Raw genomic sequence first — 25,991 nt, forward strand, 5'->3', positions numbered from 1 at the left:
ATGTCGCAAATTCCAAAATGTCTTTCCAGCCGCCTCGGGGGCGCCCTTCTGGGGGCCATCGTCTTGAGTGTCGCGGGTGCCAGCCCTTCGCTGGCAATGCAGGAGATCGGAACGATAGAGGCCACGATCGGTGGCCAATCCGGCACCTGGACGACGCTGCACCTGGCTTCGGAAGATACCGCGACGGCTGAACATTCGCAGGTCGGGCCAATGACTTCGATATCCATCCAGGGTCACGATCCGGAGTCGGGATCGATGATGCGCAACGTCCTGTCGCTCGATGTCACATTGATGGGGGAGGGCCCTTCGGCCGAGACCTTCGATTCGACGCTGTCCCTGTTTCCGGAAGGCATGTCCGGACCCTTCTTTACCAGCGGCGACGGGCAGATGGAGGTCAGCTTCCAGTTCGACGATCTCGATCTGTCCGAGAGGGGCCACGCGCGCGGCCGCTTCTCGGGGCAGCTCTGCCGCCAGGACGGGATGTTCGCGGAGCCCGATCTCGATGACTGCCGCGCGATCGAAGGCACCTTCGATACGCAATTGCACCTCGCCGAGTATTAGGCCAGCGGGCAATGCCGATTGAGCGGCAGGCTGGTTGGGGCTAAGGAGGGCGAACCAACACTCGCGAGACCTCCTCATGCTGAAGACCCCGTACCTCCTATTCCTCGGCGATGCCCCGGACCAGCTTGCGGCCAAGACGGCCCAGGGTGTGCGCGACTGGCGTCCCGAATTCGCGTTGGGGCAGATGCGACTTGCAAACTGCAAGGCCGATCTCGGACTGGATGAGATGGACATTGCCCAGGCCTGGGAGGCTGGCGCGCGCACGCTGGTCATCGGCGCGGCCAATCGCGGTGGCGTGATGTCGGACGACTGGATGCCGATACTGATCGAGGCGCTGGAAAAGGGCATGGACATCGCGTCGGGCCTGCACGATCGCCTTCAGGATCGCCCGGAGATCGTGGCTGCGGCCAAGGCCTCGGACACGCGGCTGATCGACGTGCGGACGCCGCAGAACAAGTATCCCATCGGCAATGGGGCCGCGCGCAAGGGCAAACGATGCCTGGCGGTCGGCACCGATTGTTCTGTCGGCAAGATGTACACCGCACTCGCCATGGAAAAGGCGATGCGCGAGGCGGGCATGAAGGCCACGTTCCGCGCGACGGGCCAGACGGGAATCCTCATCACCGGGTCGGGCGTGCCGCTGGACGCGGTCGTGGCGGACTTCATGGCCGGTTCGATCGAGTGGCTGACGCCCGACAATGACGACGACCACTGGGACCTGATCGAAGGGCAGGGCAGCCTGTTCCACCCTTCCTTCTCGGGCGTGACCATGGCGCTGATTCACGGTGGCCGGCCGGATGCGCTGGTCCTCTGCCATGAGCCCACGCGCACCCACATGCGCGGGCTTCCACATTACAAGCTTCCGACACTAGAGGCGCTGCGCGATCTCTCGCTGGAAACGGCGCGAATCGTCAATCCGGACGTCCGTGTGACGGGTGTGTCGGTGAACACTGCGGCCATGAGCGAAGATGAAGCCAAGGCCTATCTGACCAAGGTGGAAGACCGGATGGGCCTGCCGACGGTCGATCCCTACCGGCATGGCGCGGCGCGCCTGGCCGAGGCGCTCTGACGCGGTTGCCGCCGAAGCGCGGCGGGCGCTAGGGTGCAGGAAAGCTGTTTTGCGGCAAATCATTCTGGAGGAAACCACATGAACCCATCTGCCCAGGTCGCCATCATTACAGGCGGAAGCTCCGGCCTCGGTGAGGCAACGGCGCGCGCGCTTGCGGCAAAAGGGGCGAAGGTCGCCATTCTCGACGTCGCCGAGCAGCGGGCACAGAAGGTCGCCGAAGAACTCGGCGGCGTCGGCATCAAATGCGACGTGTCCAATGAGGACAGCGCCAAGGCAGCCATCGCCGCGGCTGCCGAGAAGCTCGGCGACCCGCGAATCCTGGTCAATTGCGCGGGCATCGCAGTCGCCATGAAGACGGTCAGCAAGGACGGCGCTCACCCGCTCGACATCTATCGCAAGGTTCTGGAAGTGAACCTTCTCGGTACCTTCAACATGATCCGCCTCTTTGCCGTGCGGGTTCAGGATCTCGAGCCGCTGGAAGGCGGAGAGCGCGGCGTGATCGTCAACACGGCCTCCGTCGCGGCCTATGACGGCCAGATCGGCCAGGTCGCCTATTCGGCCTCCAAGGGCGGCGTGGTCGGCATGACCCTGCCGATCGCACGCGATCTCGCACGGTCCGGCATCCGGGTCTGCACCATCGCGCCCGGCATCTTCAAGACGCCCATGCTGGCCGGCCTGCCGCAGGAAGCGCAGGATTCGCTCGGCCAGCAGGTTCCGTTCCCGCCTCGCCTCGGCGAACCGGCCGAGTATGGCGCGCTTGCCTGCCATATCGTCGAAAACCAGATGCTCAACGGCGAGACGATCCGCCTCGACGGGGCCATCCGCATGGCCCCGAAATAGGGCCGTCGATCTTGGCCCAGGAGGCGCCACGGGGCCCGCTGGCCGGGCTGAAGGTGATCGAGATGGCCGGGCTCGGCCCCGTGCCCCTGGCCGGGCTGATGCTGGCCGAGATGGGCGCCGAGGTTCTGCGGGTCGAGCGGCTGGGCAGCGGCGCCGATCTGCTCGGCCAGCCGAAACGCTACGACCTCGACCGGCACGGACGCAAGATCGTCAAGCTCGATCTGAAACGAGCCGAAGGCGTCGACCTGCTGGTGGAGATGGCGAAGGCCGCCGACCTGCTCATCGAGGGCTTCCGACCCGGCGTGATGGAGCGTCTGGGCCTTGGTCCCGAAATCCTGCAAGCGGCCAATCCGGGCCTCATCTACGGCCGCATGACGGGCTTCGGCCAGGATGGTCCAATGAGCAAGAGGGCGGGTCACGACATCACCTATCTCGCTCATTCCGGCGTTCTTCATGCCATCGGCGAGAAGGGCGGGCGGCCGATCCCGCCGCTCAACCTGGCGGCCGATTATGGCGGCGGGACCATGTTCCTGATCATGGGCGTCCTGGCCGCCCTGTTCGAGCGCGGGCGCTCGGGCCGAGGACAGGTGGTGGACGCCGCGATGATCGACGGCGCGGCGATGCTGGCGGCCCCGTTTTTCGGCTTTCTGGCATCCGGGTTCTGGCAGGACCGACGCGGTTCCAACCTGCTCGATACCGGCGCGCCTTTCTACGACACCTATGAGACGGCGGATGGTGGCCATCTCGCGGTTGGTTGTCTGGAGCCGCAGTTCTTCGCCGAATTCGCCCGGCTGCTGCCGCTCGACGACACGCTGGCGCAACGCCAGTACGACGTCTCCCTATGGGGCGAGATGCGCGAGGCCATCGCGGCCCGTCTGAAGGAGAAGACGCGCGACGAATGGGCCGAACACTTCGGAGCAACGGATGCCTGCGTGGCGCCGGTCCTGTCGATGAGCGAGGCGCCTGCGCACCCGCACAATGCGGCCCGCGAGACCTTTGTCGAGGCGGGCGGTTTCACGCGGCCGGCGCCGGCACCACGTTTCTCGCGCAGCACCACGCGGGTCCGTGGGTTGGAAGAGGCGGCACCAGGCGAAGCGCTTGCGAGGTTCGGGATAGACCCGGGGCGCTGCGAAGAACTGCTTTCGGCCGGCATCGTGGGCAAGGGTTGAAGAATATGACCGAGAAGAAGGAGGTCATCCGACCGACGGATGACGAGGCGACCGGGCTGGCGCGGTCCCTTATGCGCTCCGCTCGCTATGGCGCGCTTGCGGTGCTTGACCCCGAGACCGGGGCGCCTCAGGCCAGTCGCGTTGCGGTTGCGACCGACCTCGATGGGACGCCGATCATCCTTGTCTCCTCGCTGTCGGGTCACACGCCTGGGCTTCTGGCCGATGCGCGCTGTTCGCTGCTGCTGGGCGAGCCCGGCAAGGGCGATCCGCTGGCACATCCCCGCGTCACCATCGCCTGCTGCGCCGAGCGCGTCGAACGTGGCAGCGAGGATCATGTGCGCATCGCGCGCCGTTTTCTCGCCCGCCATCCCAAGGCAAAGCTCTATGCGGATTTCGGCGATTTCGCCTATTTCCGGCTGCATCCCGAAGGTGCCAGTCTCAATGGCGGCTTCGGCAAGGCCTATCGGTTGACGGCCGACGACCTCCTCTCGGACAAAACGGTGGCTGAAGGACTTGCAGGCAGCGAAGCAGGCGCGGTCGCCCACATGAATGCGGACCATGCCGACGCCATCGCGCTCTATGCGCGCCATTACGGCAAGGCCGCCGCCGGAGCCTGGACCCTGACCGGCATCGATCCTGACGGCCTCGATCTTGCACTCGGCGACAAGGTGCTGCGGATCGGTTTCCCAAGGCCGCTGCATGCCGCAGGCGAGATGCGCAAGGCGCTGGTCGCGATGGCGGCCGAATGCCGGGAAGCGCTCGGGGAATAAGCCATGACGCCGATCAGGATCGAAAGCGCCGACGATCCCCGTATCGCAGCCTATCGCTCGATCCGTGAGCGCGACCTCGCCGGGCGGCACGGCGCCTTCGTGGCGGAAGGCAAGGTGGTCCTGAACGTGCTGTTTGCCTCGCGGCGCTTCACCGCGGATTCAGTGCTGGTGCTCGAGAACCGGCTGGCGGGGCTCGAGGCAACGCTCTCGCAGGCCCCCGAAGACATGCCGGTCTACCTTGCCTCGCAGGATGTGATGGACGCGATCGCCGGTTTCCACATCCATCGCGGCATACTCGCCATCGGGCGTCGGGGGGCCGAGCCTGATGCAGCCGATCTGCTGCGCACCCTTCCGCAAGAGGCGCTGCTGGTCGTGCCGATCGGGATCTCCAACCACGACAATATAGGCGCGATCTTTCGCAACGCGGCGGCGTTCGACGCGGATGCGGTGCTGATGGACGCTTCATGCTGCGACCCGCTCTACCGCAAGGCCATCCGCGTTTCGGTGGGCGCGGCGCTGAAGGTGCCGTTCGCGCGGGGCGGAAGCGCGGCCGCACTGGTGGAGCTGTTGCGCGAAAGGGGTTTCGACATTCTCGCCCTCACCGGCGGCGGAAACATGGATATCGGCGATGTCGGGCCCGGAGGGCGCCGGGCGCTGCTGCTGGGGACGGAAGGGCAGGGGCTGCCTGCCGATGTGCTTTCCGCCGCCAATACCGTGAGAATTCCGATGTCGGCAGGCATGGACAGCCTCAACGTCGCAGCCGCCTCGGCCATCGCGCTGCACCGTCTCTGGCGCGGCGCGCGTTAGCTCGCGTCGACGCGATGCTGCAGGGCGCGGATGCGTTCGGCCAGGCTGATGGCCCCCTGACCGGCGTCGTCGGAAGGCAGGACGTCGATCATCTCCGAGATGCGGGAATCGGGCGCCTCGAGCCTTGCGGCCATCGCCACCACCTCTGCGGCGAGTTCATGCATCTGCTCGCGGAGCTTTTCATCGTCGCCCCCTGCCTGCACCAGCTGCCGCAATTGGCGGTTCTCATGCTGAAGTTCGGCCAGTTGAGCCTCGATCGAGTCGTCTTCGGAGTGCTCTGTCTGCCCATCGACCTGGGTATTGTCGCCGGCCGCTGGCCGCGCCTGGCGGCGCAGGCGCGCCAGTTCCTTCTCGCGCCGCTCCAGCCTTTCTTCCGCATTGGTCAGATTGGTGATCATGCGTGCCATCTTGCGCTCAAGATCCGCAATCTTCCGCCGCGTGGTATCTGCTTGTCCCTGCAGTTGCCGGTTTTCGGCGATGGTTTCGCGCATCTTGCGCTCCGCCTCCTTGCGGCCGCTGCGTGCAACGGCAATGTCGCCCGACAGTTTCTCGATCTCGGTTTCGCGCGCCACGAGTTCGATCTGCCTGCTGGAGGCGGCAAAGCTGGCATCGTCGTAAAGCGTGCCGATCTTGTCGATCTCCTGGGCCTGCTCGTCGATGCGGGCGCGGGCCGCCGAGAGCCTTTCCACTGTCTGGGCGAGTTCCTGCTGGGACTTCTCGAGCCGGCCCGTCAGCCTGGCAATTTCGGCTTCGAGGGATGCCGATTTCTCGCGGGCGGCATCGCGCTGCGCGGTGAGGGCCTTCGAGTCCTCCTGGCGCCGCCCGATCTCGACGGCCTGACGCGAAGCCTTTTCCGCGGTCACCTGGAGCTTCTGCTCCAGCCGACGGATGGACATGGCGAATTCGGCCCGGAGCGCATCCTTCTCCGCCTGTATCTCGCTCAAGGTCAGCGGGATTGAGGATTCGACGCGCTTGCGCGTGAGGTTGACCGCGCGGCGCCAGATGACGGGAGCCACCATCAAAGCGAGGAAGCCGGCGCACAAAAAGCCCAGCAAAAAGAAAAGGATGCTCTGGATCACGCTGTCATGCTTCCGTCCGCGCCGTCGCCGCCACAGTCAAGCGTCCCGGTCGGCGATGTGGACAGACTTTGCCATGAGCCTGCGACTCGAATCCAGCCCCGGAAGTGGCCGCGCAAGAACGCGGCCCTCAACGTGATGCTTCAGAAAGGGTTCCAGGTGGGGTTCTGGGTCAGCTTGAGATAGCCGATATTGACGCCCAGGCGGGCGCCGACGCCGGTGCGCACGGGCACCAGCAGGACATCGCCGCGACGCATGACGTTGAAGCCCAGGCCCGCTACGACGTAGGCCGAGCCAGCAACACCCACATACCGGTCGTAGAGGCTCGGCACCTGGTCGAGATTGTAGACGAGGATCATGGTCCTCGATCCCTGTCCGCCAAAATCCCAGCCGAGCGATGGACCTTGCCAGAAGACCCTGTGGTCGCCGACATTCTTGGTGAACAGCGTGCCTTCGCCATAGGTCAGGCCGCCGATGACGGCTCCCGAACCTTCCTCGCCGAGAATGTAGCCGTTCGGCAGGCCGAGCGAGGAGAAAACGTGCTCGACGACCGAGGCAAGGCCGCCGGAGGTGGCGCCGAAGAAGTGGTGACCGGCGTCGAGGACTTCCTGCGCCGAAAAAGTCCCGTCGGACTGCGCTTTGGCGGGCGTGGCGGCAACGACAAGTGCGCAAAACACGGCTGCCAATGCTACGCGCATCCCATTCTGAATCCTGGATCCGAACGACATATCGCTTCTCCTTCCGGAAGGTCCGTCTCTAAGTGCCGCGGTGGCGTTTCGAGCACCGACCGAGGCAAATCGATCAATTGCCAGTCTAGCCCGTAATCCTTTTTCAACCATTAATGCGCGGTTGCACGCCCGGCTCGAAAGGCTGTCTTGCTTGCGGTGCGCGGCTCGCTGTGTAACCAAAATACCCAGTCGAAAAAGCGATTCGCGGGTGATCCGGCCTTGGAGGAGGCGGCGGGATCCAGGCTTGAGAGGGGCGGTATTCTGATGACCGATGTTTTGACGCTGAGCGCGAGCGATCTCGCGGCGCTGCTGTGCAGCCGTATCTGCCACGACATCATTTCTCCCGTGGGAGCGATCAACAACGGTCTGGAACTGCTCGACGAGGGTGGGGCCGATGAGGATGCGATGCGCCTCATTCGCACCAGCGCCCGAAACGCTTCGGCACGGCTGCAGTTCGCGAGGCTGGCTTTCGGCGCGGCCGGTTCCGCCGGGATGCAGATCGACACAGGCGATGCCGAGACGGTCGCCAACGCGTTCTTCGCCAACGAGAAGGCCGAACTGGTCTGGACAGGCGAACGCGCGCTTCTGCCCAAGGCGAAGGTCAAGCTGCTGCTCAACCTTCTTCTGATCGCCAATGCCGGAATTCCGCGTGGCGGCAAGCTGAAGGCCGAGCTGCACGATCTCCAGACACAGCCCCGCTTCGTGCTGAGTGCCAACGGACCGATGGTGCGTGTGCCCGCGCGGTTCCTGGAGCTGCATTCCGGCCAAATGCCGGACGAGCCGATCGACGCGCATGCCGTGCAGCCCTATTACACGCTGCTTCTGGCCCGCGAGGCGGGGATGAACATCTCGATCCGCGCCGGGGCCGAAGAGATCGTGCTCACGGCGGCCTGAGCGGGGAGCGATCCTTCCCGACAATTAACGGCAGATTAACCGTTCCGTTTTCCGGGCTGTTTACGGATAGGGGCTACTCTCTTCATATCACTTGCCGTCAATCGAGCGGCAGGCGCCATGTACTGAGGGTGGCAGACATGAAACGCTGCATGATCGTCGACGGATCCAACGTCATTCGCAAGGTTGCGCGACGCATCCTCGAGGGGCCGGACATGATCATCGTGGATGCGAGCCACGGTGACGAGGCCCTTGCCATGTGCACGGCCCAGATGCCCGACATCATCCTGGTGGACAACAATCTGCCCGACATGGCCGGTGTAGACTTCATCCGCAGCGTCACCGCCATCGACGCTTCCTGCAAGCCGGACATCCTGTTGTCCATGACGCAGCTCGACATAGGCACGATCATGCGGGCGAAGCGGGCAGGGGCCAAAGGCTACATGCTCAAGCCGTTCAACCGGCCGCAGCTTCTGGAGCGCTTCCGCCAGATGGAACTGGCTGCCGCCTGACCGATCGACCTCAATTCGACGACTAAGAAAAATGCCGGCCAAGGGCCGGCATTTTCTCTTCAAAGGGGATGGTCAGGCAGCCGTCAGGCGCTTTCGCGCATCTCTTCGGGCTCGCGCAGCACGTAGCCGCGACCCCACACCGTTTCGATGTAATTCTGGCCGCCGGATGCCGCATCCAGCTTCTTGCGCAGCTTGCAGATGAAGACGTCGATGATCTTCAGCTCCGGCTCGTCCATGCCGCCATAGAGATGGTTGAGGAACATCTCCTTGGTCAGCGTCGTGCCCTTGCGCAGCGAGAGCAGCTCGAGCATCTGGTATTCCTTGCCCGTCAGGTGGACGCGCTGTCCGCCGACTTCGACGGTCTTGGCGTCCAGGTTGACGATAAGGTCGCCGGTCGTGATGACCGACTGGGCGTGTCCCTTGGAGCGGCGCACGATGGCGTGAATGCGCGCAACCAGCTCATCCTTGTGGAACGGCTTGGTCATGTAGTCGTCGGCGCCAAAGCCCAGCCCGCGCACCTTGTCCTCGATGCCGGCCATGCCGGACAGGATGAGGATCGGCGTCTTCACCTTCGACAGGCGGAGTGTCCGCAGGACCTCATATCCCGACATGTCGGGAAGATTGAGATCGAGAAGGATCAGATCGTAGTCGTAGAGCTTGCCGAGATCGACGCCCTCTTCGCCAAGGTCCGTCGTGTAGACGTTGAAGCTCTCCGATTTGAGCATCAATTCGATGCTCTGAGCGGTTGCACTGTCGTCTTCTATCAGCAGAACGCGCATTTAAATCCCCTTCTCTGCCCCCGGACCTGAAAAGCGCGGGTTCCGGCGCCGCAGCGATGATGGCCTCGTAACAGAGGCTGCCACCGAATGGTTAACAAAATCTGATTCGGACCACGAAGCCAATTCCACGACATGCAGATTTAGCCCTATTTTGTTGAAAGCACGGTAAAAACATGGCGGTCCGAATTTCGAGCGATGCATTAAGAAATGCACGCAAGTGACTCAATGTGAGTCGATTTGCGAAGTTTGCGTGGGCCGGCCGGCTTATTTACCGCCCCTTAAGCCCTGACCTCTATGATTAACAATGGACGTAAACGAAAGGTTACCGTCGCACCGCAAGAGGGGCTCTTTGGTCAGCGAATTGCGGTTGTCCGCGGCGCGCCGACGGCGCTGCTCGTATGCCAGTGACGGGTTGGTTGTGTAAGGGAGTACCAAGCCATGAAGTCACGCGACAACCTCGTGCGCCTGAAACAGTTTCAGGTGAACGAGAAGAAGCGGCAACTGCAGCAGCTTGATGCCATGATCGCCGAGTTCGATCGGATGGCTGCCGAACTCGATCTTCAGATCAATAATGAAGAGAAGAAGGCCGGCATCACCGACATCAACCATTTCGCCTATCCGACCTTCGCGAAGGCCGCGCGGCAACGTCGCGACAACCTGCAGAATTCGAAATCCGACCTCGTGACCCAGCGCGAGGCGGCCGAAACACTTCTGCGCGAGGCCGAGGTCGAACTCGAGAAGGCCGAATTGCTCGAATCCCGCGATTCGCGGAACCGTGACGCCGACGGTTCTCGTCGCGCCGTCATCGGATAGGCGCTGCCGCAGCGCATGATCGTGCCAGGCGCCGACCGGTACACTTGCTAAAGACAGCTTCATGGTGCTTTGCTCCCGCGCACCATGTCGCAGCTTCCCGACCAGAAAAGCCATCCGGCCGATGAAGCGCCCGCCACGCGCGGCGCGCCAGGCGTGCTGGCCTCGCGTCCGGCTGGTTGGCTCATCGGCATCATCGCGTCCGGGGTCGTCCTTGTCGCGCTCGTGGAGGGGCGCTTCTTCCTGATCCCGCTGGCGATTGCGCTTCTCATATTCAGCCTCACCAGCGCCGTGATCGACTTCTTTGCGCGTCAGCGCATCGGTCCGTTTCATATCCCGCACTGGCTGGCCACGATCGTCGCGATGCTCACCATCGCCGCGTCGCTTCTGGCGCTGTTCGGCATGGCCACCACGCAGATCGACGCGGCGATGGTGGTGGTTCCAGGCTATGCCGAACGGATTCAGGAGGCGGTGGCGGCGCTATTCGTGTGGCTGGGCGACGACGTTGCCCAATCCATACTCGTCGCGTTTCAGGACATCGATTTTGGCGCCTATGTAAGGACGCTGGCGGGACAGGCCGGCAACCTTCTGGTGTCCACCGTGCTGGTGATTTTGTATGTCGGCTTCATGTTCGCCGAGCGCGGCTGGTTTGCCGCCAAGGTGATGCGCCTGTTTCCCGATCCCGGCCAAGCGGCGAGGGTCGAGGAGATCATCGCCTCGATCGCCCACAGCGTGCACCATTACATCCTGGTCAAGACGGCCGTCAGCGCCGCTACCGGAGTGACAGTCTATCTGCTCCTGGCGCTTCTGGGGCTCGATTTTGCCGAGACGCTGGCGCTTCTTTCCTTCATCCTCAACTTCATTCCCAATATCGGTTCGATCGTTGCGACGCTCGTGCCGACGCTGGTAGCGCTCGTTCAGTTCGACAGCTGGGTGATGGTGATCGTGGTGCTTGGCTCGGTGGGGGCGCTGCAATTCGTCATCGGAAACGTCATCGACCCCATGTTGATGGGGCGGGCCCTGCATCTGTCGTCCTTCGCGATCGTCCTGTCGCTCACGTTCTGGGGCGCGATCTGGGGGATCGTCGGCATGTTTCTGGCCGTGCCCATCATGGTGATCGTCATGATCGTGTGTTCACATGTCCCCAGCCTGCGGCCGATCGCCATCCTCCTGTCGCGCGACGGCAGGATCAGCGAAAGAAGGACGACACCGTCGGACAGCGTGTAGGAGGCGCCGGGGCGGACGGATCAGTGGCGATATTGCTGGATACGGGTGGTGCGAAGACCGGCGAGGCCATATTCGTCGATTGAAGCCTGCCAGGAGAGAAACTCTTCCACGGTGAGCTTGTAGCGATTGCAGGCCTCTTCGAGGCTGAGAAGCCCGCCGCGCACCGCGGCGACAACCTCCGCCTTGCGACGAATGACCCAGCGACGGGTGTTGGTCGGCGGAAGGTCGGCAATGGTCAGCGGGCTGCCGTCCGGGCCGATGACGTACTTCACTCGCGGTCGAACCAGATCGGTCATACTTACTCTCTACAAAAGACCACACAACGCAATGGAACTCAGTCTAAACGGCCAGCTTTAAAAATTGGCTAAGCATGGCGTAAGGGTTCGGCAAGGAAGATGAATCAGGTGTTACGCCTTTTCGCCGCATTTGAATCCAATGCCGGAGGTTGCCGCACGGGGGGCGGCGTTGGCGTTCAGCGGCCTTTTCACCTATATACGCGCGAGACAGCCGCCACCCTTGAAACGCGTACATGGTAGCATGATGAACAGCCTCGACCTTCCCGGCCGCCCCGAAGAGACGCGAGTCGTTGTCGCGATGTCCGGTGGCGTCGACTCGTCCGTCGTGGCGGGACTGCTTGCGCGTGAAGGCTATGACGTGGTGGGCGTCACGCTCCAGCTCTACGATCACGGCGCCGCGGTTCACCGTGCCGGCGCCTGCTGCGCGGGGCAGGACATCGACGACGCGCGCCGCGTCGCCGAGACGCTCGGCATTCCGCATTACGTGCTGGACTACGAGCGGCGTTTCCGCGATGCGGTGATCAACCCCTTCGCCGAAAGCTACGCAGCCGGTGAGACGCCGATACCCTGCGTCGCCTGCAACCAGACGGTCAAGTTCGCCGATCTCCTGCAGACCGCGCGCGACCTCGGTGCTGCGGCGCTGGCAACCGGCCACTATATCCGCTCTCGTGCCCAGGGCGCTCACCGGGCCCTCTACCGGCCCGTCGATGCCGATCGTGACCAGAGCTATTTTCTGTTCGCCACGACGCAGGAGCAGGTCGATTACGTGCGCTTTCCGCTCGGCGGCATGTCAAAGCCCGAGGTCCGGCAGGCTGCCGAGGAGATGGGGCTGTCCATTGCCGCCAAGGCCGACAGCCAGGACATCTGCTTCGTGCCGCAGGGGCGCTATTCCGACGTCATCGCGAAGTTGAGGCCGGAAGCCGCCGAAGCTGGCGACATCGTGCACATTGATGGCCGGGTGCTCGGTCGGCACGAAGGGATTGTCCGCTATACGATCGGGCAGCGGCGCGGGATCGGCGTGGCGACGGGCGATCCGCTCTACGTAGTCCATCTTGACGCCGCACGGGCCCGGGTGGTCGTCGGTCCGCGCGAGGCCCTGGAGACTCGCCGCGTCTTTTTGCGCGACGTGAACTGGCTCGGAGACGGTGCGCTCGCCGAACTTCCCGCAGAGGGCATGGAGCTTTTCGCGAAGGTACGCTCTACCCGGCCGCCGAAGCCGGCGCGGCTGCATGCGGATGCGCGCGGCGTTTGGGTAGATCTCGTCGATGGCGAGGCCGGTGTGGCGCCAGGCCAGGCCTGCGCGCTTTATACTGACGATGGCAACGAGGCGCGGGTGCTGGGTGGTGGCTTCATCGACCGCTCGGAGCGCGGGGTCGAAGCTGAAGCGATGCTGGCGCGGCTGGCATCCATGCCGGCGGCCTGAAGGCCGCTCAATCGTGGCTGACGGTGCCGGCCGTCAGGACCTTCAGTACCCGGATTGCCTCCTCGCCGCCCGTGCGGGGCTCCTCGCGGGTTTCCACGCAATGGATGAAATGCTCCAGTTCGCGCGTCAGCGGCATGCCCTCATGGACGGGGACATAGGAAGGTTCGTTGGTCGTGAAGGCCCACTGGCCGCTGTCCTGCCAGACCGCATGGCGATAGACCGCCAGCTTGCGGTCCCAGGGTTCGACATCGTCGAATACTGCCATCGCCTTGGTGCCGACAACGGTCAGCTTTCGTTCCCGGTAGGGGTTGAGCCGCGACGTGAAGAGGTGGCTGCGCAGGCCGTTGGCAAAACGCATGTGGAGATGGGCGAAGTCGCTGAGATGGTCGAGCAATGCCGCCCCTTCGCCGCGGATCTCCACCGGCTCCTCCCCCGTGATCGCCAGGATCATCGACAGATCGTGCGGGGCAAGATCCCAGAGCGCATCGTTCTCGGTGTGGAATTTGCCGAGGCCCAGCCTGTGGGAATGAATGTAGCGCACTTCGCCCAGTTCGCCCGCGTCGATGAGTCTCTTCAGCTGCTCGAAGGCCGGATGAAAGCGCAGGACGTGGCCCACCATGAAGACGCGGCCGTTGCGCCTCGCCGCCTCGACCGCGCGCTCCGCATCGGCGACGGTCAGCGCGATGGGCTTCTCGACGAGAACGTCCTTGCCGTTTTCGACGGCGCGGATCGCAGCGTCCGCGTGATACTGGGGCGGCAGCGCCATGACGATGGCGTCAATTTCCTCATGGGAGGCGAGGTCGTCGGGCGCGATCATGAGGCAGTTCTGTTCGGTCGCAAATCCTTCGGCGCGCGCAGCGTTCATGTCCGACACGGCATGAAGGGCACCCAAAGCCTTCAATGTCCGGATATGGTTGGAACCCCAATATCCGCAACCCAGTACTGCGATACGCGGCTTCATTGAATTTTGCTGGCTCGGTACATGGCGACGCTGTCACATAAGCCCCGGGGGCGGTGAACTCAACCCCCGGGCACCGGGTGCGTCCATGCTCGGCCTGTTGCAAGCCTGGCCGGACCGCATGTTCCGGGCTGCGCGCTGCCGCGGGCCGCGGCTGGGCCCGAGCCTGTCGCTTTTTGTGCAGCGGTGGGCCGCCATGCCTGATATCGCCGCAAAAGAGCGGTTCCTAAGTGGCCGAAGACACTGTATACCAGCTGCATGCAATCCAAACTGTCCTGGGAGTGAGGTCATGGCCGAATTCAAAACCGACATCGAAATCGCGCGCGGCGCCAAGAAAAAGCGGATCATGGAGATCGGCGAGAAGCTCGGCATCCCGCAGGAGCATCTCCTCCCCTACGGCCACGACAAAGCCAAGGTTTCCGCCGAGTTCATCGCTTCCAAGAGAGGCGGACAGGATGGCAAGCTCATCCTGGTGACGGCGATCAACCCGACGCCGGCGGGCGAGGGCAAGACCACCACCACGGTTGGCCTGGGCGATGGGCTCAACCGGATCGGCAAAAAGGCGATGATCTGTATACGGGAAGCCTCCCTTGGGCCGAATTTCGGCATCAAGGGCGGTGCGGCAGGCGGCGGCTACGCGCAGGTCGTTCCCATGGAAGACATGAACCTGCACTTTACCGGCGACTTCCACGCCATCACCACGGCCCACAATCTTCTCTCCGCGCTGATCGACAACCACATCTACTGGGGCAACGAGCAGGGAATCGACATCCGCCGCATCGCGTGGCGGCGCGTCATGGACATGAATGACCGTGCGCTTCGTTCCATCGTCTGCTCGTTGGGCGGCGTCGCCAATGGCTATCCGCGCGAGGCCGGCTTCGACATCACGGTGGCGTCCGAGGTCATGGCCATCCTGTGCCTTGCCAGCGATCTCAAGGATTTGGAGAAGCGTCTCGGCGACATCATCATCGGCTACCGGCGCGACAAGACCCCTATTTATGCCCGCGACATCAAGGCCGATGGTGCGATGACCGTTCTCCTCAAGGACGCCATGCAGCCGAACCTCGTGCAGACGCTGGAGAACAATCCGGCCTTCGTCCATGGCGGGCCGTTCGCCAACATCGCCCATGGCTGCAACTCCGTGGTGGCCACCACCACGGCGCTGAAGCTGGCCGATTATGTCGTCACGGAAGCCGGCTTCGGTGCCGATCTGGGCGCGGAGAAGTTCTTCGACATCAAGTGTCGCAAGGCGGGCCTGAAGCCGTCGGCCGCGGTGATCGTCGCCACCGTGCGCGCGCTCAAGATGAATGGCGGCGTCAAGAAGGAAGAACTCGGCCAGGAAGATGTCGAGGCGCTCAAGAAGGGTTGCGCCAATCTGGGCCGCCACATCGAAAACGTCCGCCAGTTCGGCGTGCCGGCCGTGGTCGCGATCAACCATTTCCACTCCGACACCGATGCCGAGATCCAGGCGGTCAAGGAATTCGTCGCCTCGATGGGCGAAGAGGCCATCCTGTGCCGCCACTGGGCCGAAGGCTCGGCCGGCATCGAGGAACTGGCCAACAAGGTCGTGGAACTGGCCGAAAGCGGTTCCTCGCAATTCGCGCCGCTCTATCCTGACGACATGCCGCTGTTCGAGAAGATCAACACGGTGGTCAAGCGGATCTATCGTGGCTCGGAGGCAATTGCCGACAAGTCCGTGCGTGCGCAGCTTCAGCAGTGGGAAGAGCAGGGCTACGGCCACCTTCCCGTCTGCATGGCCAAGACACAATATTCCTTCTCGACCGATCCCAATCTGCGCGGGGCGCCGACCGACCATATCGTACCGGTGCGCGAGGTCAGGCTGTCGGCCGGTGCCGGCTTCATCGTGGCGATCTGCGGTGAGATCATGACGATGCCGGGGCTGCCGAAGACGCCGTCCTCGGAACGCATCTACCTGAACGACAAGGGCGAGATCGAAGGGCTGTTCTGATCAGTCCGACGTTTCTTCCAGCGATGCCTCGAGCGCGCCGATCACTTTTGCCATGATGGCGAGGTAGGAGGCGCGCTCGTATTCCTTCAGGCCCATGAGCGCCTCCCTGTTGACGGCATCCACTGCCGCCCTGATGTCGGCGGTCTTTTCCAGCGCCTCGGGCGAGAGCGAATAGAGCATGCTGCGGCCATCCCGGGGATTGGGCCGCTTAACCAGCAACCGGTCGCGTTCCATTCGCGTCAGGGTGGCCGCCATGGTCGGTTGTTCGGTCGCTGCGGCAAGCGCCAGTTGCCTTTGCGACAAGGCTGCGCCCGAACTCAGCGCGAACAGGACAGGCAACTGACCCGAAGAGACTCCCAACGGCTTGAGCCGTCTGTCGATCGCGCGTGCGAACAGGCGGGCGGCCCAGTTCGTCAGGTAGCCGGCGGATTGCGAAGCATCGAGCTTCATCTATATAGCTTGCTATATTTATGCATCGTATGCTATATAGACTGCGTTCACGGCAATCGGCAAGGATGCGTGTCATGGGGTGGAAAAGCAATCCGGATCGCTATGGCAGCGTGGCGATCGCCATACACTGGATATCGGCGGTGGCCATACTGGGGTTGCTCTGGGCAGGTTTCGTGGCGGCTGATACGGCCGACGAGGCAGCCAAGATCCAGGTGCTGCGTCTTCACACCGCCGCCGGTATAGCGGTTCTCTCACTGACGCTGTTTCGCATCGGCTGGTGGCTTTTCGCCGATCGCCGTCCCGTGGAGACGGCCGGCCTGCCGCGCTGGCAGGGCAGGTCCGCCCGGATCGTCCACCGGCTTCTCTACCTCATCATCATCGTGCTCGGTGCCAGCGGCATCGCAATGATGGCCCTGTCGGGCGCGGGCGACGTGGTCTGGGGCGAGGCAACCGGACTACCGGATTTCCAGGACTATCCACCCCGCGCCGTCCACGGCATCGCCGGCCGGCTGCTGGTCCTCCTGGCCGTGGTGCACATCGCAGCGGCGCTCTATCACCAGTTCGTGCGACGGGACGCCACGATGTCGCGCATGCTTCCATAGGTAGTGCCGGCAATCGTCCGTTCGCGGACGAACGAACGATTGCGGGTCACCTCGGGCAGAGGTCGGTGCCGCGTCAGTCGACTTTCATCGACACGGGGCCAGCGCGGGTCTCGCCTAGACGGCCTTCTTTCTCGGCTTGGCTACCTTTGCGGCAGGCTTTTCGGCGGCCGAAGTTTCGGGATTCTCCTCGGCGCCTGGTTCCTCGCGCATCACATCGATCTGCACCTTCGTGACAAGCGCGGCGATGACCGCCAGGATGGCAAGCCACGGCGCTGCCAGTGCCACTGCCCCACCCGCGATGACACCGACCGTTAGCGGCGTTTCGAAAAAGACGTCCCCATCGGCGGCCTTGATGCGAAGCTGGCGCACATTGCCCTCAGCCAGGAGCTCCTTCACGCGCTCGACCAGCTCGTGGCCAGTGATTTCCATCTGCTCGGTAAATCTGTGCTGCTTTTCGGAGTTCTGATCGACCATGGTCGTGACCTTTCGCTGATGCCTTTCAAGGCACGCAAGCTCTGCGCGGCAACGCAGGGCAAGGCATTGACCGTGGTCAACCCGGCCGACACAACGGAAAGGTCTGTCAGAGCCAGCCGGACAATTCGCGCCTGATCAGGCTCTCGATGACGGCCATGCCCTCGTCGCTGTCGTTGAGACAGGGAATGTGCGTGAAGTTCTCGCCGCCGGCCTCGTGGAAGATCTCGCCTGCTTCGCCGGCAATCTCCTCGAGCGTTTCCAGGCAGTCGACGACGAAGCCCGGGTTGAAGACGGCGATCGACTTCACGCCGTTCCTGGCCATCGCCTCGACCGTCTTGTCGGTATAGGGCTGCAGCCACTCTTCGGGCCCGAAGCGCGACTGGAACGTCGTGATCAGCTTCTTCTCGCCCCAGCCCAGGCGCTCGCGCAGCAGTCGCGTCGTCTTGTGGCAATGACAGTGATAGGGATCACCCTTCCTGAAATAGCTCTGCGGGATGCCGTGATAGGAGGCGATGACGACCTCCGGCTCGAATTCCAGCGTCGCCATGTGGTTTTCGATCGAGCGGGCCAGGGCCTCGATATAGATCGGCTCGTCATAATAGGACGGGACGGTGCGAGCTGCCGGCTGGAAACGCAGCTTCTTCAGCGCGTCGAAGAACTTGTCGTTGACCGTGGCGGTGGTGGTCGCCGAGTATTGGGGGTAGAGCGGAAACATGACGATGCGATCGCAGCCCGCATCCATCATCTTCGTCACCACGCTCTCCATGGAAGGGTTGCCGTAGCGCATCGCCCAGTCGACATGGATGTGGTCGTGTTCGGACAAGGCGGCTGCCAGCTTGTCGGATTGCGAGCGCGTGAAAGTGCGCAGTGGCGACTCGTTCTTCTCCTGGTTCCAGATTTCGTCATAGGCAGCGCCCGATTTTTTCGGCCTGCGCGAGAGCACGATTCCCTGCAGGATGGGCTGCCACAGCACGCTCGGCCATTCGATGACCCTCTTGTCGGACAGGAACTCGCTCAGATATCGGCGCATGGACCAGTAATCAGTGGCGTCGGGCGTGCCCAGATTGACCAGCATGACACCGGTCTTGCGCGGCTTGACGGGCGGATGGTCCTTCGGCAGCGGGCCAATGGCGCGCGCACTGCTCCGGTCGATGGTGGTCTGGATGGTCATGAGATCGAATTCCCGTGAGGTGTTGGGCCAAAACTAGACGTTCCGTCCACCGGTTCAATGGTGGGCCGGCCGGAGCCCGGCCGCCGCGACAATTTGCGTCGCGCAACTAGTGCGCGTAGTCGCGCTCGTCTGAAATCACCTTGCCGTCATTGGGCAGGGAGCCCGGCGCGACGATCTCCACACCGCCCCCGAGCTTCGTGATCTCGCGCAGGCTGGCGGCGATGGCGTCCAGGTCGGGGTTGGCGCCGGCGGCCGGTTCTACTTCGAGCCGCATCGCGTCCTGGTCACCCCTGCGGACAACCACGAGCCGCGCACGGGCGATCTCGGCGTGAAGCGCCACGATCTGCGAGACATGTTTGGGGTCGACGAACATGCCCTTGACCTTGGTGCGCTGGTCGGCGCGGCCCATCCAGCCCGCGATGCGCGTGCCGGTGCGCCCGCAAGGCGAGGGCTCGCTCAGCACCGCCGAGAGATCGCCGGTACCAAGCCGCACCAACGGATAGGCCGGGTTGAGGCAGGTGATGACGAGTTCGCCGACCTCGCCATGCGCGACTGGGTCGCCGGTGCCGGGCCGCACGATCTCCACGATCAGTTCCTCGCCCACGACCATGCCGGGCAGCGGCTCGCCCGCGTCGTTCGTTGTCTCATAGGCGATTACGCCGAACTCAGCCGTCGCGTAGCATTGCAGCACGTTGACGCCGCGCGTGGCATATTCGGCCCGCAGCGAGGGAAAGAGCGCGCCCCCGGACACAAGCGCGCGGCGGAGGGATGAGAGGTCGCGGCCGGCTTCCAGAGCCTTGTCGAGGATGATCTTCAGGAAGTCGGGCGTGCCGGCATAGACGGTGGGCTTCAGCATCGCAGCTGCCTCGACCTGCATGTCCGTGTTGCCGGTTCCCGCCGCAAAGACAGCGCATCCCAGCGCCCGCGCGCCAGCATCGAGCATGAATCCGCCAGGTGTCATGTGGTAGGAAAAGGCATTATGGACGAGATCGCCGGGGCGAATGCCGGCGGCGAAGAATGCACGCGCGACGTTGAGGGTCTGCTCCTGCGAGAGTTCGGGCTCGAAGATCGGGCCGGGCGACATGAAGACGCGCTGACCGCTCAGCGCGGCCATGTCGGCATAGCCGCCGAAGGGCGGGTCTTCCGACTGCAAACGCATCAGTTCGGATTTGCGCAGGACGGGCAGGGCCGCAAGCGCCTCGCGCGACATCACCTTTTCCGGGTCCACGCCCTCGAGCCAGTTGCCCAGCCCGGACATGCGCAGCATGGCAGTTCGCAGGAAGCCGGGCAGGCGAGAAAACAGCTCTATCTCGCGTTCTTCCGGGGCGCGCGTCTCGAGCGCGTCGAAATGCAGGCTCATGGTTCCCCCCTGGTTTCTCCGTCACACTTATCGCAGCAGCCTGATCCAGCGCGCAAGGTTGATCAGCGAAATGAGTGCGCTCGCGACATAGGTCCATGCCGCCGCCCGAAGCACGCTGCGGACGGGAGAAAGGTCCTCTTCCTGGAGATACTGCCCATCCTTGAGGATCGGCAGTGCCTTGCCGAAACTGGCGTCGAGCTCGACGGGGAGGGTGACCAGATTGACGATGACCCGCACGGACAACAGCGCCACGCCAATGGCTATCACGCCGAACAGCGCGGCTGGCGCGCGCAGCACTATTCCCAGGACCGGGGCGGCAAGAAAGACGATCCCCGCGAGGCGGTCGCTGACCATCGCCAGCTTGACCAGCCGCTGGCGCATCCCCAGCATCCGCTCGTTGCCCGCATCCTGAAGCGCGTGCGAGACCTCGTGGGCCGCAATAGCGACAGCAGCCAGCGAACGCCCATCATGGTGCTGCGGCAAGAGCCGCACCACCTTCGCCTCCGGATCGTAGTGATCGCCGGTCTGGGTAATCTCGACCCCGACATTGGGCAGGTCGAAGCGATTGAGGAGATGCCGCGCGAGTTCGCCACCCGTCCCCGGAAGATCGGGACGTTCGTCCGAGTGCCTCGAAATCGTATGGCGGACCCAGAGCTGGGGGAGGACGACGGCGGCGAGGAGGAGGGCGACAGCGATCGCGACGAGCATCGGCGGCGGTCACCCTCCTTGTCGCGTCAAATCAGGACATGCCCTGACGGCGTACCAGCGAGAACTGGTTGCCAGCGGCCGCGGTGCAGTTGAGCTGCGTCGCGCTGATCATCATGCAGTTGAAGCTGATGGGGGCCTGGCGCAGCAGCGATTGACCGTTAATCTCGTAGACGTTCTCGCCGCGCCGCCCGTAATTGCCTTCCGAAATGGTGTTGCCGGTATCGTTGGCAACCGTGGTGAAGCGGCCTCCGACAAAGCGCGATGTGGCCACGCCGTCCGTGCTCAGCCATTCACCTTCGATATTCATCGTCGGCGCCGTGGGCGCCTGCGAAACGGGACCGCGCATCGGCGGAGGACCCATGGCCTGACAGCCGGCGAGCGCGGCGGCGAGACCTATGGCTGCCGCACCTTTCAACATCGCGTTGGACATTATGGAAAACTCCCTCTCCTCGGAACCGCTGGCCTTTTCCATTGGCCCGTTTCAGGGGCGAAAGCAAGGCGAGTAAAGGCCAACGCAACGTGAACGCAGCGACGCTGGTTTTGTTGCACTGGCCATGAGTCAGGCAGAAGCATTCAGGGCACGGCGCTCGGCAATTGCACTCAATACGTCGATCAGCGCCAGCCGGTTTTCCGCGATGCCCTTGTAGGCGATCTGGGCGTCACTGAGCGCTCCGAGCTGATCGGCCAGAGACGCGGCAAGCCGGGCCCCATCGGGGTGGGAGGCAAGCCGGCGCAGCGGATCGAGGTGGATGCGGATGGTGAACAGGATATCCCCGCTCACGGGCAAACGGCGCAGTGTCTGGCGCTCGACGCGGATGAAGGTGCCGGCCAGCAGATCCTTGCCGAGCAGGCCACCTTCTTCCGCGCTGATGCCCGCGTCACGCTGCCCTTTCGAGCGGGGGTGGTGCAGGCGGTCATCCTCCTGCAGAGACCAGTTCAGCCGCTCGACAGGCTGAGCCACCCGGAGGTTGTCGAACATCCGCGCGATAAGGGTGGCTGACCGGGTGCCGGCCGAAAAGCCCGGAACCGGGGCATGGATTTCGTCCAACGTGCGTGAGAATTTCTCAGAAAGGCTCCACGACGAGGGAAAGCACAGGGCGGCTGCGGCGAGACGCCAACCCTTCTCGTCCCTGCGCATCAGTACGAGATCCTCCTGAACCAGGCGCGACGCGATCAGAAGCGGTGTATCGGGCCGGTCCGTGAGCGCCACTTTGCGGCCGGCGGGCACGATTTCGATGACGCCGTCGTTCTTTCTGTAGAGTTCGGGGTGGCGCGTCGTCAGATGCTCGGTGAGAAGGTCCAGCACCTCCCTCTGGGCTGCTCGCGTGGATGGCTCGGCCGCGAAGACGGTCTCATGAGCGCTGGCGTAGAGGCGTTCCTTCTGGTCCAGATGATCGACCAGCCGGTCATCGATCTCGATCCATTCGGCGGGGTCGAGCGGCCTCAGGCCAATGGTGAAGGGGATGGCCGACCCGTCATAGGGCGTACGGGCGAGGCTCATGGTCCCGGTCCCGCCGGCGTCGCCACGGGTGCGCGCGCATATGCGACCCGCCGCTCGCCCATGGCATCAAGCTGGCTCATCTTCCATCGCTTCGAGTTCATCGATGAGGCCTTCGATCACCGAAAGTCCCTTCTGCCAGAAGGCGGGATCGGACGCGTCGAGGCCGAAGGGCGCCAGCAGCTCGGAATGGTGCTTGGTGCCGCCGGCCTTGAGCATCTCGAAATATTTGTCCTGAAAGCCGCTCGCGGCGTCCTGGTAAACGGCGAAGAGCGAGTTCACCAGGCAATCCCCGAATGCGTAGGCGTAGACGTAGAAGGGCGAGTGCACGAAGTGCGGGATATAGGCCCAGAAGGTCTCGTATCCCTCGCCAAGCCGGATCGCGGGGCCGAGACTCTCGCGCTGGATCTCCAGCCAGAACTGGCCGATCTGGTCGGACGTCAGTTCGCCGTCGCGGCGGGCCTCGTGCAGCTTGCGCTCGAAGGCATAGAAGGCGATCTGGCGGATCACCGTGTTGATCATGTCCTCAACCTTCTGGGCCAGCATCGCCTTGCGCTCGCGCCGGCTGGTCGTGCGCTCCAGGAGCGAACGGAAGGTGAGCATCTCACCGAAGACGGAAGCCGTCTCGGCCAGAGTCAGCGGCGTGGCGGCCATCAGCGCGCCCTGCCGCGCGGCCAGAACCTGGTGGACGCCATGGCCGAGTTCGTGGGCAAGCGTCATCACGTCCCGCGGCTTGCCCATGTAATTGACCAGCACGTAGGGGTGGGCCGAGGGCACGGTGGGATGGGAGAAGGCGCCGGGAGCCTTGCCGGATCTCACCGGCGCGTCGATCCACCGGCGCTCGAAGAAGTCGCGGGCGATCGCGGCCATGCGCGGATCGAATTCGCCGTAGGCCGACAGCACCATGTTGCGGGCCTCGTCCCACCCAATCACATCCTGCGGCGATTCGGGCAGGGGCGCATTTCGATCCCAGTGGTTGAGCTGCTCCATGCCAAGCCACCTGGCCTTCATGGCATAATAGCGGTGCGAGAGGCGCGGATAGGCCTCCTGGACAGCATCCGCCAGCGCGTCCACCACCTCGCGTTCGACACGATTTGCCAGATGGCGGGAGTCGGCGATGTCGGAGAAGCCGCGCCAGCGATCGGAAATCTCCTTGTCCTTGGCCAGCGTGTTGTGGATCAGCGTGAAGGTTCGCAGGTTCTGCTTCAGCGTATCCGCCAGCGCCTCGGAAGCCTCGCGACGCACCTCGCCATCGGGATCCTGCAGGCGGTTGAGCGTCGGTTCAAGCGACAGTTCCTCGTCGCCCACGCGAAAGCGAAGCCCCGTCATCGTCTCGTCGAAGAGCCGGTTCCATGCGCCGCGCCCCGTCAGCGATTTCTCATGGAAGAGCTGCTCGATGCGGTCTTCCAGTTGGTAGGGCCGGTCCATGCGCAGGTCGACGACCCATGGCCGGTAACGGGCAAGGCCCGGCGACGTCTCCAGCGCCCGTTCGATGACCGTGTCGTCGATGCGGTTCAGTTCGAGCGGAAAGAAGAGGAGGTGAGACCCGATGTCGGTCAGCTTCTGCTGTACGTCGCCATAGAGCTTGGCGCGGGCCGGGTCGGAGGTATCTCCCGCGTAGAGCAGGCCGGCATAGGAACCTATGCGCCCCGTCAGGTCCTCCAGTGCATCGAACTCCTCGATGGCCTGTCCCAACCGGCCCTCAGGGCCCAGGGCTGCTTCATCCGCCAGCCTGCCCTTCCACATGCCTTCGAAGGCGGTGGCATTTTCGGCCGCGCGTGTGAGATCGCGCGCAAGTTCAGGCGACTCCATCCCGGGATAGAGGTCGGCGAGGTTCCATTCCGGCAAGTCGCCGAACTGGCGCTGCGCATCGCGCGCTGACGGTGAGCGCGATTCGGCAATTGCCTGCACGCTTGGCTGGTTGGCCTTCATAGAACGTCCTTGCCTCATCTCGTGATCGCCCCCGACCCCGAAATCCTGCTCCATGTCGATCCGCGTCCTAAGAAATCATTCACCCGACTTCTTGAACTCTTGTTCACGGGGATGTGCCACTTTGAAGCAGGCCCAAGCCGCAACCACAATTACGGATCGCAAGCAGACTTCATGTCACGAAGAATCCTTATTGTCGACGACGACCCTGTCCAGTTACGCCTGCTCACGGCGGTACTGTTGAAGCTGGGCCACAGGCCGCTGGCCGTGGCGAGCGGTCAGGCGGCGCTGCAACAGCTTTCCGGGGACGGTGCGCAGACCATTGCCGCGATGGTGCTCGATCTGGTCATGCCGGCCATGGATGGTCTTGCCGTGCTCGATACGATGCGGCGCCAGGGCGTGAGGGTACCCGTCATCGTGCTGACGGCACAGGGCAGCATCGAGGTCGCGGTTTCGGCCATGCGGGCAGGCGCTTTCGATTTTGCCGTCAAGCCGGTCGCACCGGATCGGCTCGGGAAACTGATCGAGAACGCGCTGAAGGTGGGATCGGTGGAAGCCGGGAGGGCGCCGCACGGGCACAAGGCAGCGGCTGAAGCAGGCGTTGGTGATTTCGTCGGCCAGAGCGCGGCCATGGAGCGCGTCCTGCGACTGGCGCGCAAGGCTGCGACCGCGGAGATACCGGTGCTGATCGAAGGCGAGTCGGGCGTCGGCAAGGAACTCGTGGCCCGTGCGGTTCATGCGGGGTCGCCGCGCAATGACCAACCCTTCGTCACCGTCAATTGCGGCGCCATTCCCGAAAACCTCGTCGAGAGCATCCTGTTCGGACACGAAAAAGGCTCCTTCACGGGAGCAACCGAGAGGCATGTCGGCAAATTCGCCGAGGCCGATGGCGGCACGCTGTTCCTCGACGAGGTTGGCGATCTGCCGATCAGCGCCCAGGTGAAACTCCTGCGAGCCGTCCAGGATGGCGAGATCGACCCCGTGGGAGGCCGAGCGACGCTCCAGGTCGATGTCAGGATCATCTCCGCCACGCATCGCGACATCCTGCAGATGGTCAAGGATGGGGAGTTTCGCGAGGACCTCTTCTATCGCCTTCACGTCTTCCCCATCCACGTTCCGGCTCTCAGGATGCGGCGCGGCGACATTCCGCACCTCGTCAGGCATTTCCTGGGGCGGGCATGCCGGCAGGCCGGACGCAATGTGGCGGGCCTCACGGCCGAAGCCCTGGAGTTGCTGACGGCGTGCGACTGGCCGGGCAACATCCGCCAGCTGGAGAACGCAATATTGCGGGCCGTGGTGCTGGCCGATGGCGACACGCTGACAGTCGACGAGTTCCCGCAGATACGCGCGCTCGTCGAGGGGATCGACGCCGTGCGCAAGGAAATCGCGGCGCCGCCAATGGCCGACGAAGAAATTATCGCCTCCTTTGCCCAGGCGCTGGCCGAGCCCGACCAAGACGCCGCCGGGCCGGCGAGCCTGCTGGCCGCCTTGGATGAGGTCGGCGAGGTTCGCAGCCTCGCCGGGGTGGAGGAAGACCTGATTCGTTTTGCCATCTCCCACTATGGCGGGCAGATGAGCGAGGTTGCCAGGCGGCTCGGAATCGGGCGCTCCACCCTGTATCGTAAACTGAAGGAATTCGGCATCGAGGTGGAAAAGAGCGGAGAGCGAATCGCCTCCTGAGGTGCGCGTCAACGCTTCGTTCACCATGGCGACCGGGTCCGAAGGAATGTGGCAGGCGGCCATCTGGTTGCCACCGTCTCGTCCCATTTCTCCTTCTATAATTGCTGATTAACCATTAGTATCGATACTCAGGCCAGTAGGGTGACCCGGGGGACGATATCCGGGGAAGCCAGGTTTCAAACCACAGGCGTAGTTTTGAAAATCACAGCGAAGACCACACTGGGGACAAGGGTC

27 protein-coding genes are annotated in these 25,991 nt (G+C 63.8%); 14 read left to right on the plus strand and 13 right to left on the minus strand.

Annotation, left to right across the window (positions count from 1 at the left end):
* The 6 genes from GRZ55_RS13520 to GRZ55_RS13545 all read left to right on the plus strand — a co-directional run bounded on the left by GRZ55_RS13520 (position 1) and on the right by GRZ55_RS13545 (position 5,216).
* Positions 1-561, plus strand: coding sequence for a hypothetical protein (locus tag GRZ55_RS13520; RefSeq protein WP_169287464.1), 561 nt, complete (start codon positions 1-3; stop codon positions 559-561).
* 76 nt (positions 562-637) lie between these two features.
* Positions 638-1,630 carry an N-acetyltransferase DgcN gene (gene dgcN, locus GRZ55_RS13525; protein WP_169287465.1) on the plus strand — a complete coding sequence of 331 codons (993 nt, stop codon included), beginning with the start codon at positions 638-640 and terminating at the stop codon, positions 1,628-1,630.
* 78 nt (positions 1,631-1,708) lie between these two features.
* Complete coding sequence (locus tag GRZ55_RS13530; RefSeq protein ID WP_169287466.1) at positions 1,709-2,470, plus strand: 3-hydroxyacyl-CoA dehydrogenase; 762 nt, start codon at positions 1,709-1,711, stop codon at positions 2,468-2,470.
* A gap of 11 nt (positions 2,471-2,481) precedes the next feature.
* On the plus strand, positions 2,482-3,639 hold the full coding sequence (locus tag GRZ55_RS13535; protein WP_306785605.1) for a CaiB/BaiF CoA-transferase family protein: 1,158 nt from the start codon (positions 2,482-2,484) through the stop codon (positions 3,637-3,639).
* Positions 3,640-3,644: 5 nt separating this feature from the next.
* Positions 3,645-4,409 carry a HugZ family protein gene (locus GRZ55_RS13540; RefSeq protein ID WP_169287467.1) on the plus strand — a complete coding sequence of 255 codons (765 nt, stop codon included), beginning with the start codon at positions 3,645-3,647 and terminating at the stop codon, positions 4,407-4,409.
* Between the two features lie 3 nt (positions 4,410-4,412).
* Positions 4,413-5,216 (plus strand): RNA methyltransferase, encoded by an 804-nt coding sequence (locus GRZ55_RS13545; RefSeq protein WP_169287468.1) that lies wholly within the window; start codon positions 4,413-4,415, stop codon positions 5,214-5,216.
* Here the strand turns inward: GRZ55_RS13545 and GRZ55_RS13550 are convergent.
* Both GRZ55_RS13550 and GRZ55_RS13555 read right to left on the minus strand, forming a co-directional pair.
* Positions 5,213-6,295 carry a hypothetical protein gene (locus tag GRZ55_RS13550; protein WP_169287469.1) on the minus strand — a complete coding sequence of 361 codons (1,083 nt, stop codon included), beginning with the start codon at positions 6,293-6,295 and terminating at the stop codon, positions 5,213-5,215. The genes GRZ55_RS13545 and GRZ55_RS13550 overlap by 4 nt on opposite strands.
* A 140-nt stretch (positions 6,296-6,435) precedes the next feature.
* Positions 6,436-6,990: a DUF1134 domain-containing protein gene (locus tag GRZ55_RS13555; protein WP_246734728.1), complete on the minus strand. Its 555-nt coding sequence runs from the start codon at positions 6,988-6,990 to the stop codon at positions 6,436-6,438.
* Between the two features lie 294 nt (positions 6,991-7,284).
* Between GRZ55_RS13555 and chpT the strand changes: the two genes are divergently transcribed.
* On the plus strand, positions 7,285-7,914 hold the full coding sequence (gene chpT / locus GRZ55_RS13560) for a histidine phosphotransferase ChpT (RefSeq protein ID WP_169287471.1): 630 nt from the start codon (positions 7,285-7,287) through the stop codon (positions 7,912-7,914).
* 137 nt (positions 7,915-8,051) lie between these two features.
* Positions 8,052-8,423 carry a PleD family two-component system response regulator gene (locus tag GRZ55_RS13565; RefSeq protein ID WP_169287472.1) on the plus strand — a complete coding sequence of 124 codons (372 nt, stop codon included), beginning with the start codon at positions 8,052-8,054 and terminating at the stop codon, positions 8,421-8,423.
* Between the two features lie 83 nt (positions 8,424-8,506).
* Here the strand turns inward: GRZ55_RS13565 and ctrA are convergent, their stop codons facing one another.
* Complete coding sequence (gene ctrA / locus GRZ55_RS13570) at positions 8,507-9,202, minus strand: response regulator transcription factor CtrA (RefSeq protein ID WP_169287473.1); 696 nt, start codon at positions 9,200-9,202, stop codon at positions 8,507-8,509.
* A gap of 438 nt (positions 9,203-9,640) precedes the next feature.
* Here ctrA and GRZ55_RS13575 point away from each other — a divergent pair, with 438 nt between their 5' ends.
* Complete coding sequence (locus GRZ55_RS13575; protein ID WP_169287474.1) at positions 9,641-10,015, plus strand: flagellar export protein FliJ; 375 nt, start codon at positions 9,641-9,643, stop codon at positions 10,013-10,015.
* Positions 10,016-10,099: 84 nt separating this feature from the next.
* A complete protein-coding gene (locus GRZ55_RS13580; protein WP_169287475.1) occupies positions 10,100-11,239 on the plus strand; it encodes an AI-2E family transporter in 1,140 nt (379 codons plus the stop codon).
* 20 nt (positions 11,240-11,259) lie between these two features.
* Here GRZ55_RS13580 and GRZ55_RS13585 read toward each other — a convergent pair whose 3' ends face one another.
* Positions 11,260-11,535: a DUF1153 domain-containing protein gene (locus tag GRZ55_RS13585; protein ID WP_169287476.1), complete on the minus strand. Its 276-nt coding sequence runs from the start codon at positions 11,533-11,535 to the stop codon at positions 11,260-11,262.
* 244 nt (positions 11,536-11,779) lie between these two features.
* Between GRZ55_RS13585 and mnmA the strand changes: the two genes are divergently transcribed.
* A complete protein-coding gene (mnmA, locus tag GRZ55_RS13590; RefSeq protein WP_169287477.1) occupies positions 11,780-12,958 on the plus strand; it encodes a tRNA 2-thiouridine(34) synthase MnmA in 1,179 nt (392 codons plus the stop codon).
* Positions 12,959-12,965: 7 nt separating this feature from the next.
* Here mnmA and GRZ55_RS13595 read toward each other — a convergent pair whose 3' ends face one another.
* The gene (locus tag GRZ55_RS13595; protein WP_169287478.1) at positions 12,966-13,919 is read right to left on the minus strand and encodes a Gfo/Idh/MocA family protein; all 954 of its coding nucleotides are present in this window, start codon (positions 13,917-13,919) and stop codon (positions 12,966-12,968) included.
* 286 nt (positions 13,920-14,205) lie between these two features.
* Between GRZ55_RS13595 and GRZ55_RS13600 the strand changes: the two genes are divergently transcribed.
* Complete coding sequence (locus GRZ55_RS13600) at positions 14,206-15,885, plus strand: formate--tetrahydrofolate ligase (RefSeq protein WP_169287479.1); 1,680 nt, start codon at positions 14,206-14,208, stop codon at positions 15,883-15,885.
* Here the strand turns inward: GRZ55_RS13600 and GRZ55_RS13605 are convergent, their stop codons facing one another.
* Complete coding sequence (locus tag GRZ55_RS13605) at positions 15,886-16,335, minus strand: MarR family winged helix-turn-helix transcriptional regulator (protein WP_169287480.1); 450 nt, start codon at positions 16,333-16,335, stop codon at positions 15,886-15,888.
* A gap of 74 nt (positions 16,336-16,409) precedes the next feature.
* Here GRZ55_RS13605 and GRZ55_RS13610 point away from each other — a divergent pair, with 74 nt between their 5' ends.
* On the plus strand, positions 16,410-16,937 hold the full coding sequence (locus tag GRZ55_RS13610) for a cytochrome b (protein ID WP_169287481.1): 528 nt from the start codon (positions 16,410-16,412) through the stop codon (positions 16,935-16,937).
* Positions 16,938-17,051: 114 nt separating this feature from the next.
* On the opposite strand, the gene GRZ55_RS13615 is transcribed toward GRZ55_RS13610, so the two are convergent.
* The 7 genes from GRZ55_RS13615 to GRZ55_RS13645 all read right to left on the minus strand — a co-directional run bounded on the left by GRZ55_RS13615 (position 17,052) and on the right by GRZ55_RS13645 (position 24,080).
* Entirely contained in the window at positions 17,052-17,411 is a 360-nt protein-coding gene (locus GRZ55_RS13615; protein WP_169287482.1) for a DUF4342 domain-containing protein, read from the minus strand.
* A 106-nt stretch (positions 17,412-17,517) separates the two neighbouring features.
* The gene (gene hemH / locus GRZ55_RS13620; RefSeq protein ID WP_169287483.1) at positions 17,518-18,582 is read right to left on the minus strand and encodes a ferrochelatase; all 1,065 of its coding nucleotides are present in this window, start codon (positions 18,580-18,582) and stop codon (positions 17,518-17,520) included.
* Between the two features lie 106 nt (positions 18,583-18,688).
* A complete protein-coding gene (locus GRZ55_RS13625) occupies positions 18,689-19,942 on the minus strand; it encodes a phenylacetate--CoA ligase family protein (protein WP_169287484.1) in 1,254 nt (417 codons plus the stop codon).
* A gap of 27 nt (positions 19,943-19,969) precedes the next feature.
* A complete protein-coding gene (locus GRZ55_RS13630) occupies positions 19,970-20,650 on the minus strand; it encodes a zinc metallopeptidase (RefSeq protein WP_169287485.1) in 681 nt (226 codons plus the stop codon).
* A 31-nt stretch (positions 20,651-20,681) separates the two neighbouring features.
* Positions 20,682-21,122, minus strand: a complete 441-nt coding sequence (locus tag GRZ55_RS13635; protein WP_246734730.1) for a hypothetical protein — start codon at positions 21,120-21,122, stop codon at positions 20,682-20,684.
* Positions 21,123-21,209: 87 nt separating this feature from the next.
* A complete protein-coding gene (locus GRZ55_RS13640) occupies positions 21,210-22,151 on the minus strand; it encodes a DUF3445 domain-containing protein (RefSeq protein WP_169287486.1) in 942 nt (313 codons plus the stop codon).
* Positions 22,152-22,217: 66 nt separating this feature from the next.
* The gene (locus tag GRZ55_RS13645; protein WP_169287487.1) at positions 22,218-24,080 is read right to left on the minus strand and encodes a M3 family oligoendopeptidase; all 1,863 of its coding nucleotides are present in this window, start codon (positions 24,078-24,080) and stop codon (positions 22,218-22,220) included.
* A gap of 171 nt (positions 24,081-24,251) precedes the next feature.
* Between GRZ55_RS13645 and GRZ55_RS13650 the strand changes: the two genes are divergently transcribed.
* The gene (locus tag GRZ55_RS13650; RefSeq protein ID WP_169287488.1) at positions 24,252-25,757 is read left to right on the plus strand and encodes a sigma-54 dependent transcriptional regulator; all 1,506 of its coding nucleotides are present in this window, start codon (positions 24,252-24,254) and stop codon (positions 25,755-25,757) included.
* Positions 25,758-25,991: the final 234 nt, after the last annotated feature.

It is taken from the genome of Chelativorans sp. ZYF759, assembly GCF_012911015.1.
Lineage (GTDB): Bacteria > Pseudomonadota > Alphaproteobacteria > Rhizobiales > Rhizobiaceae > ZYF759.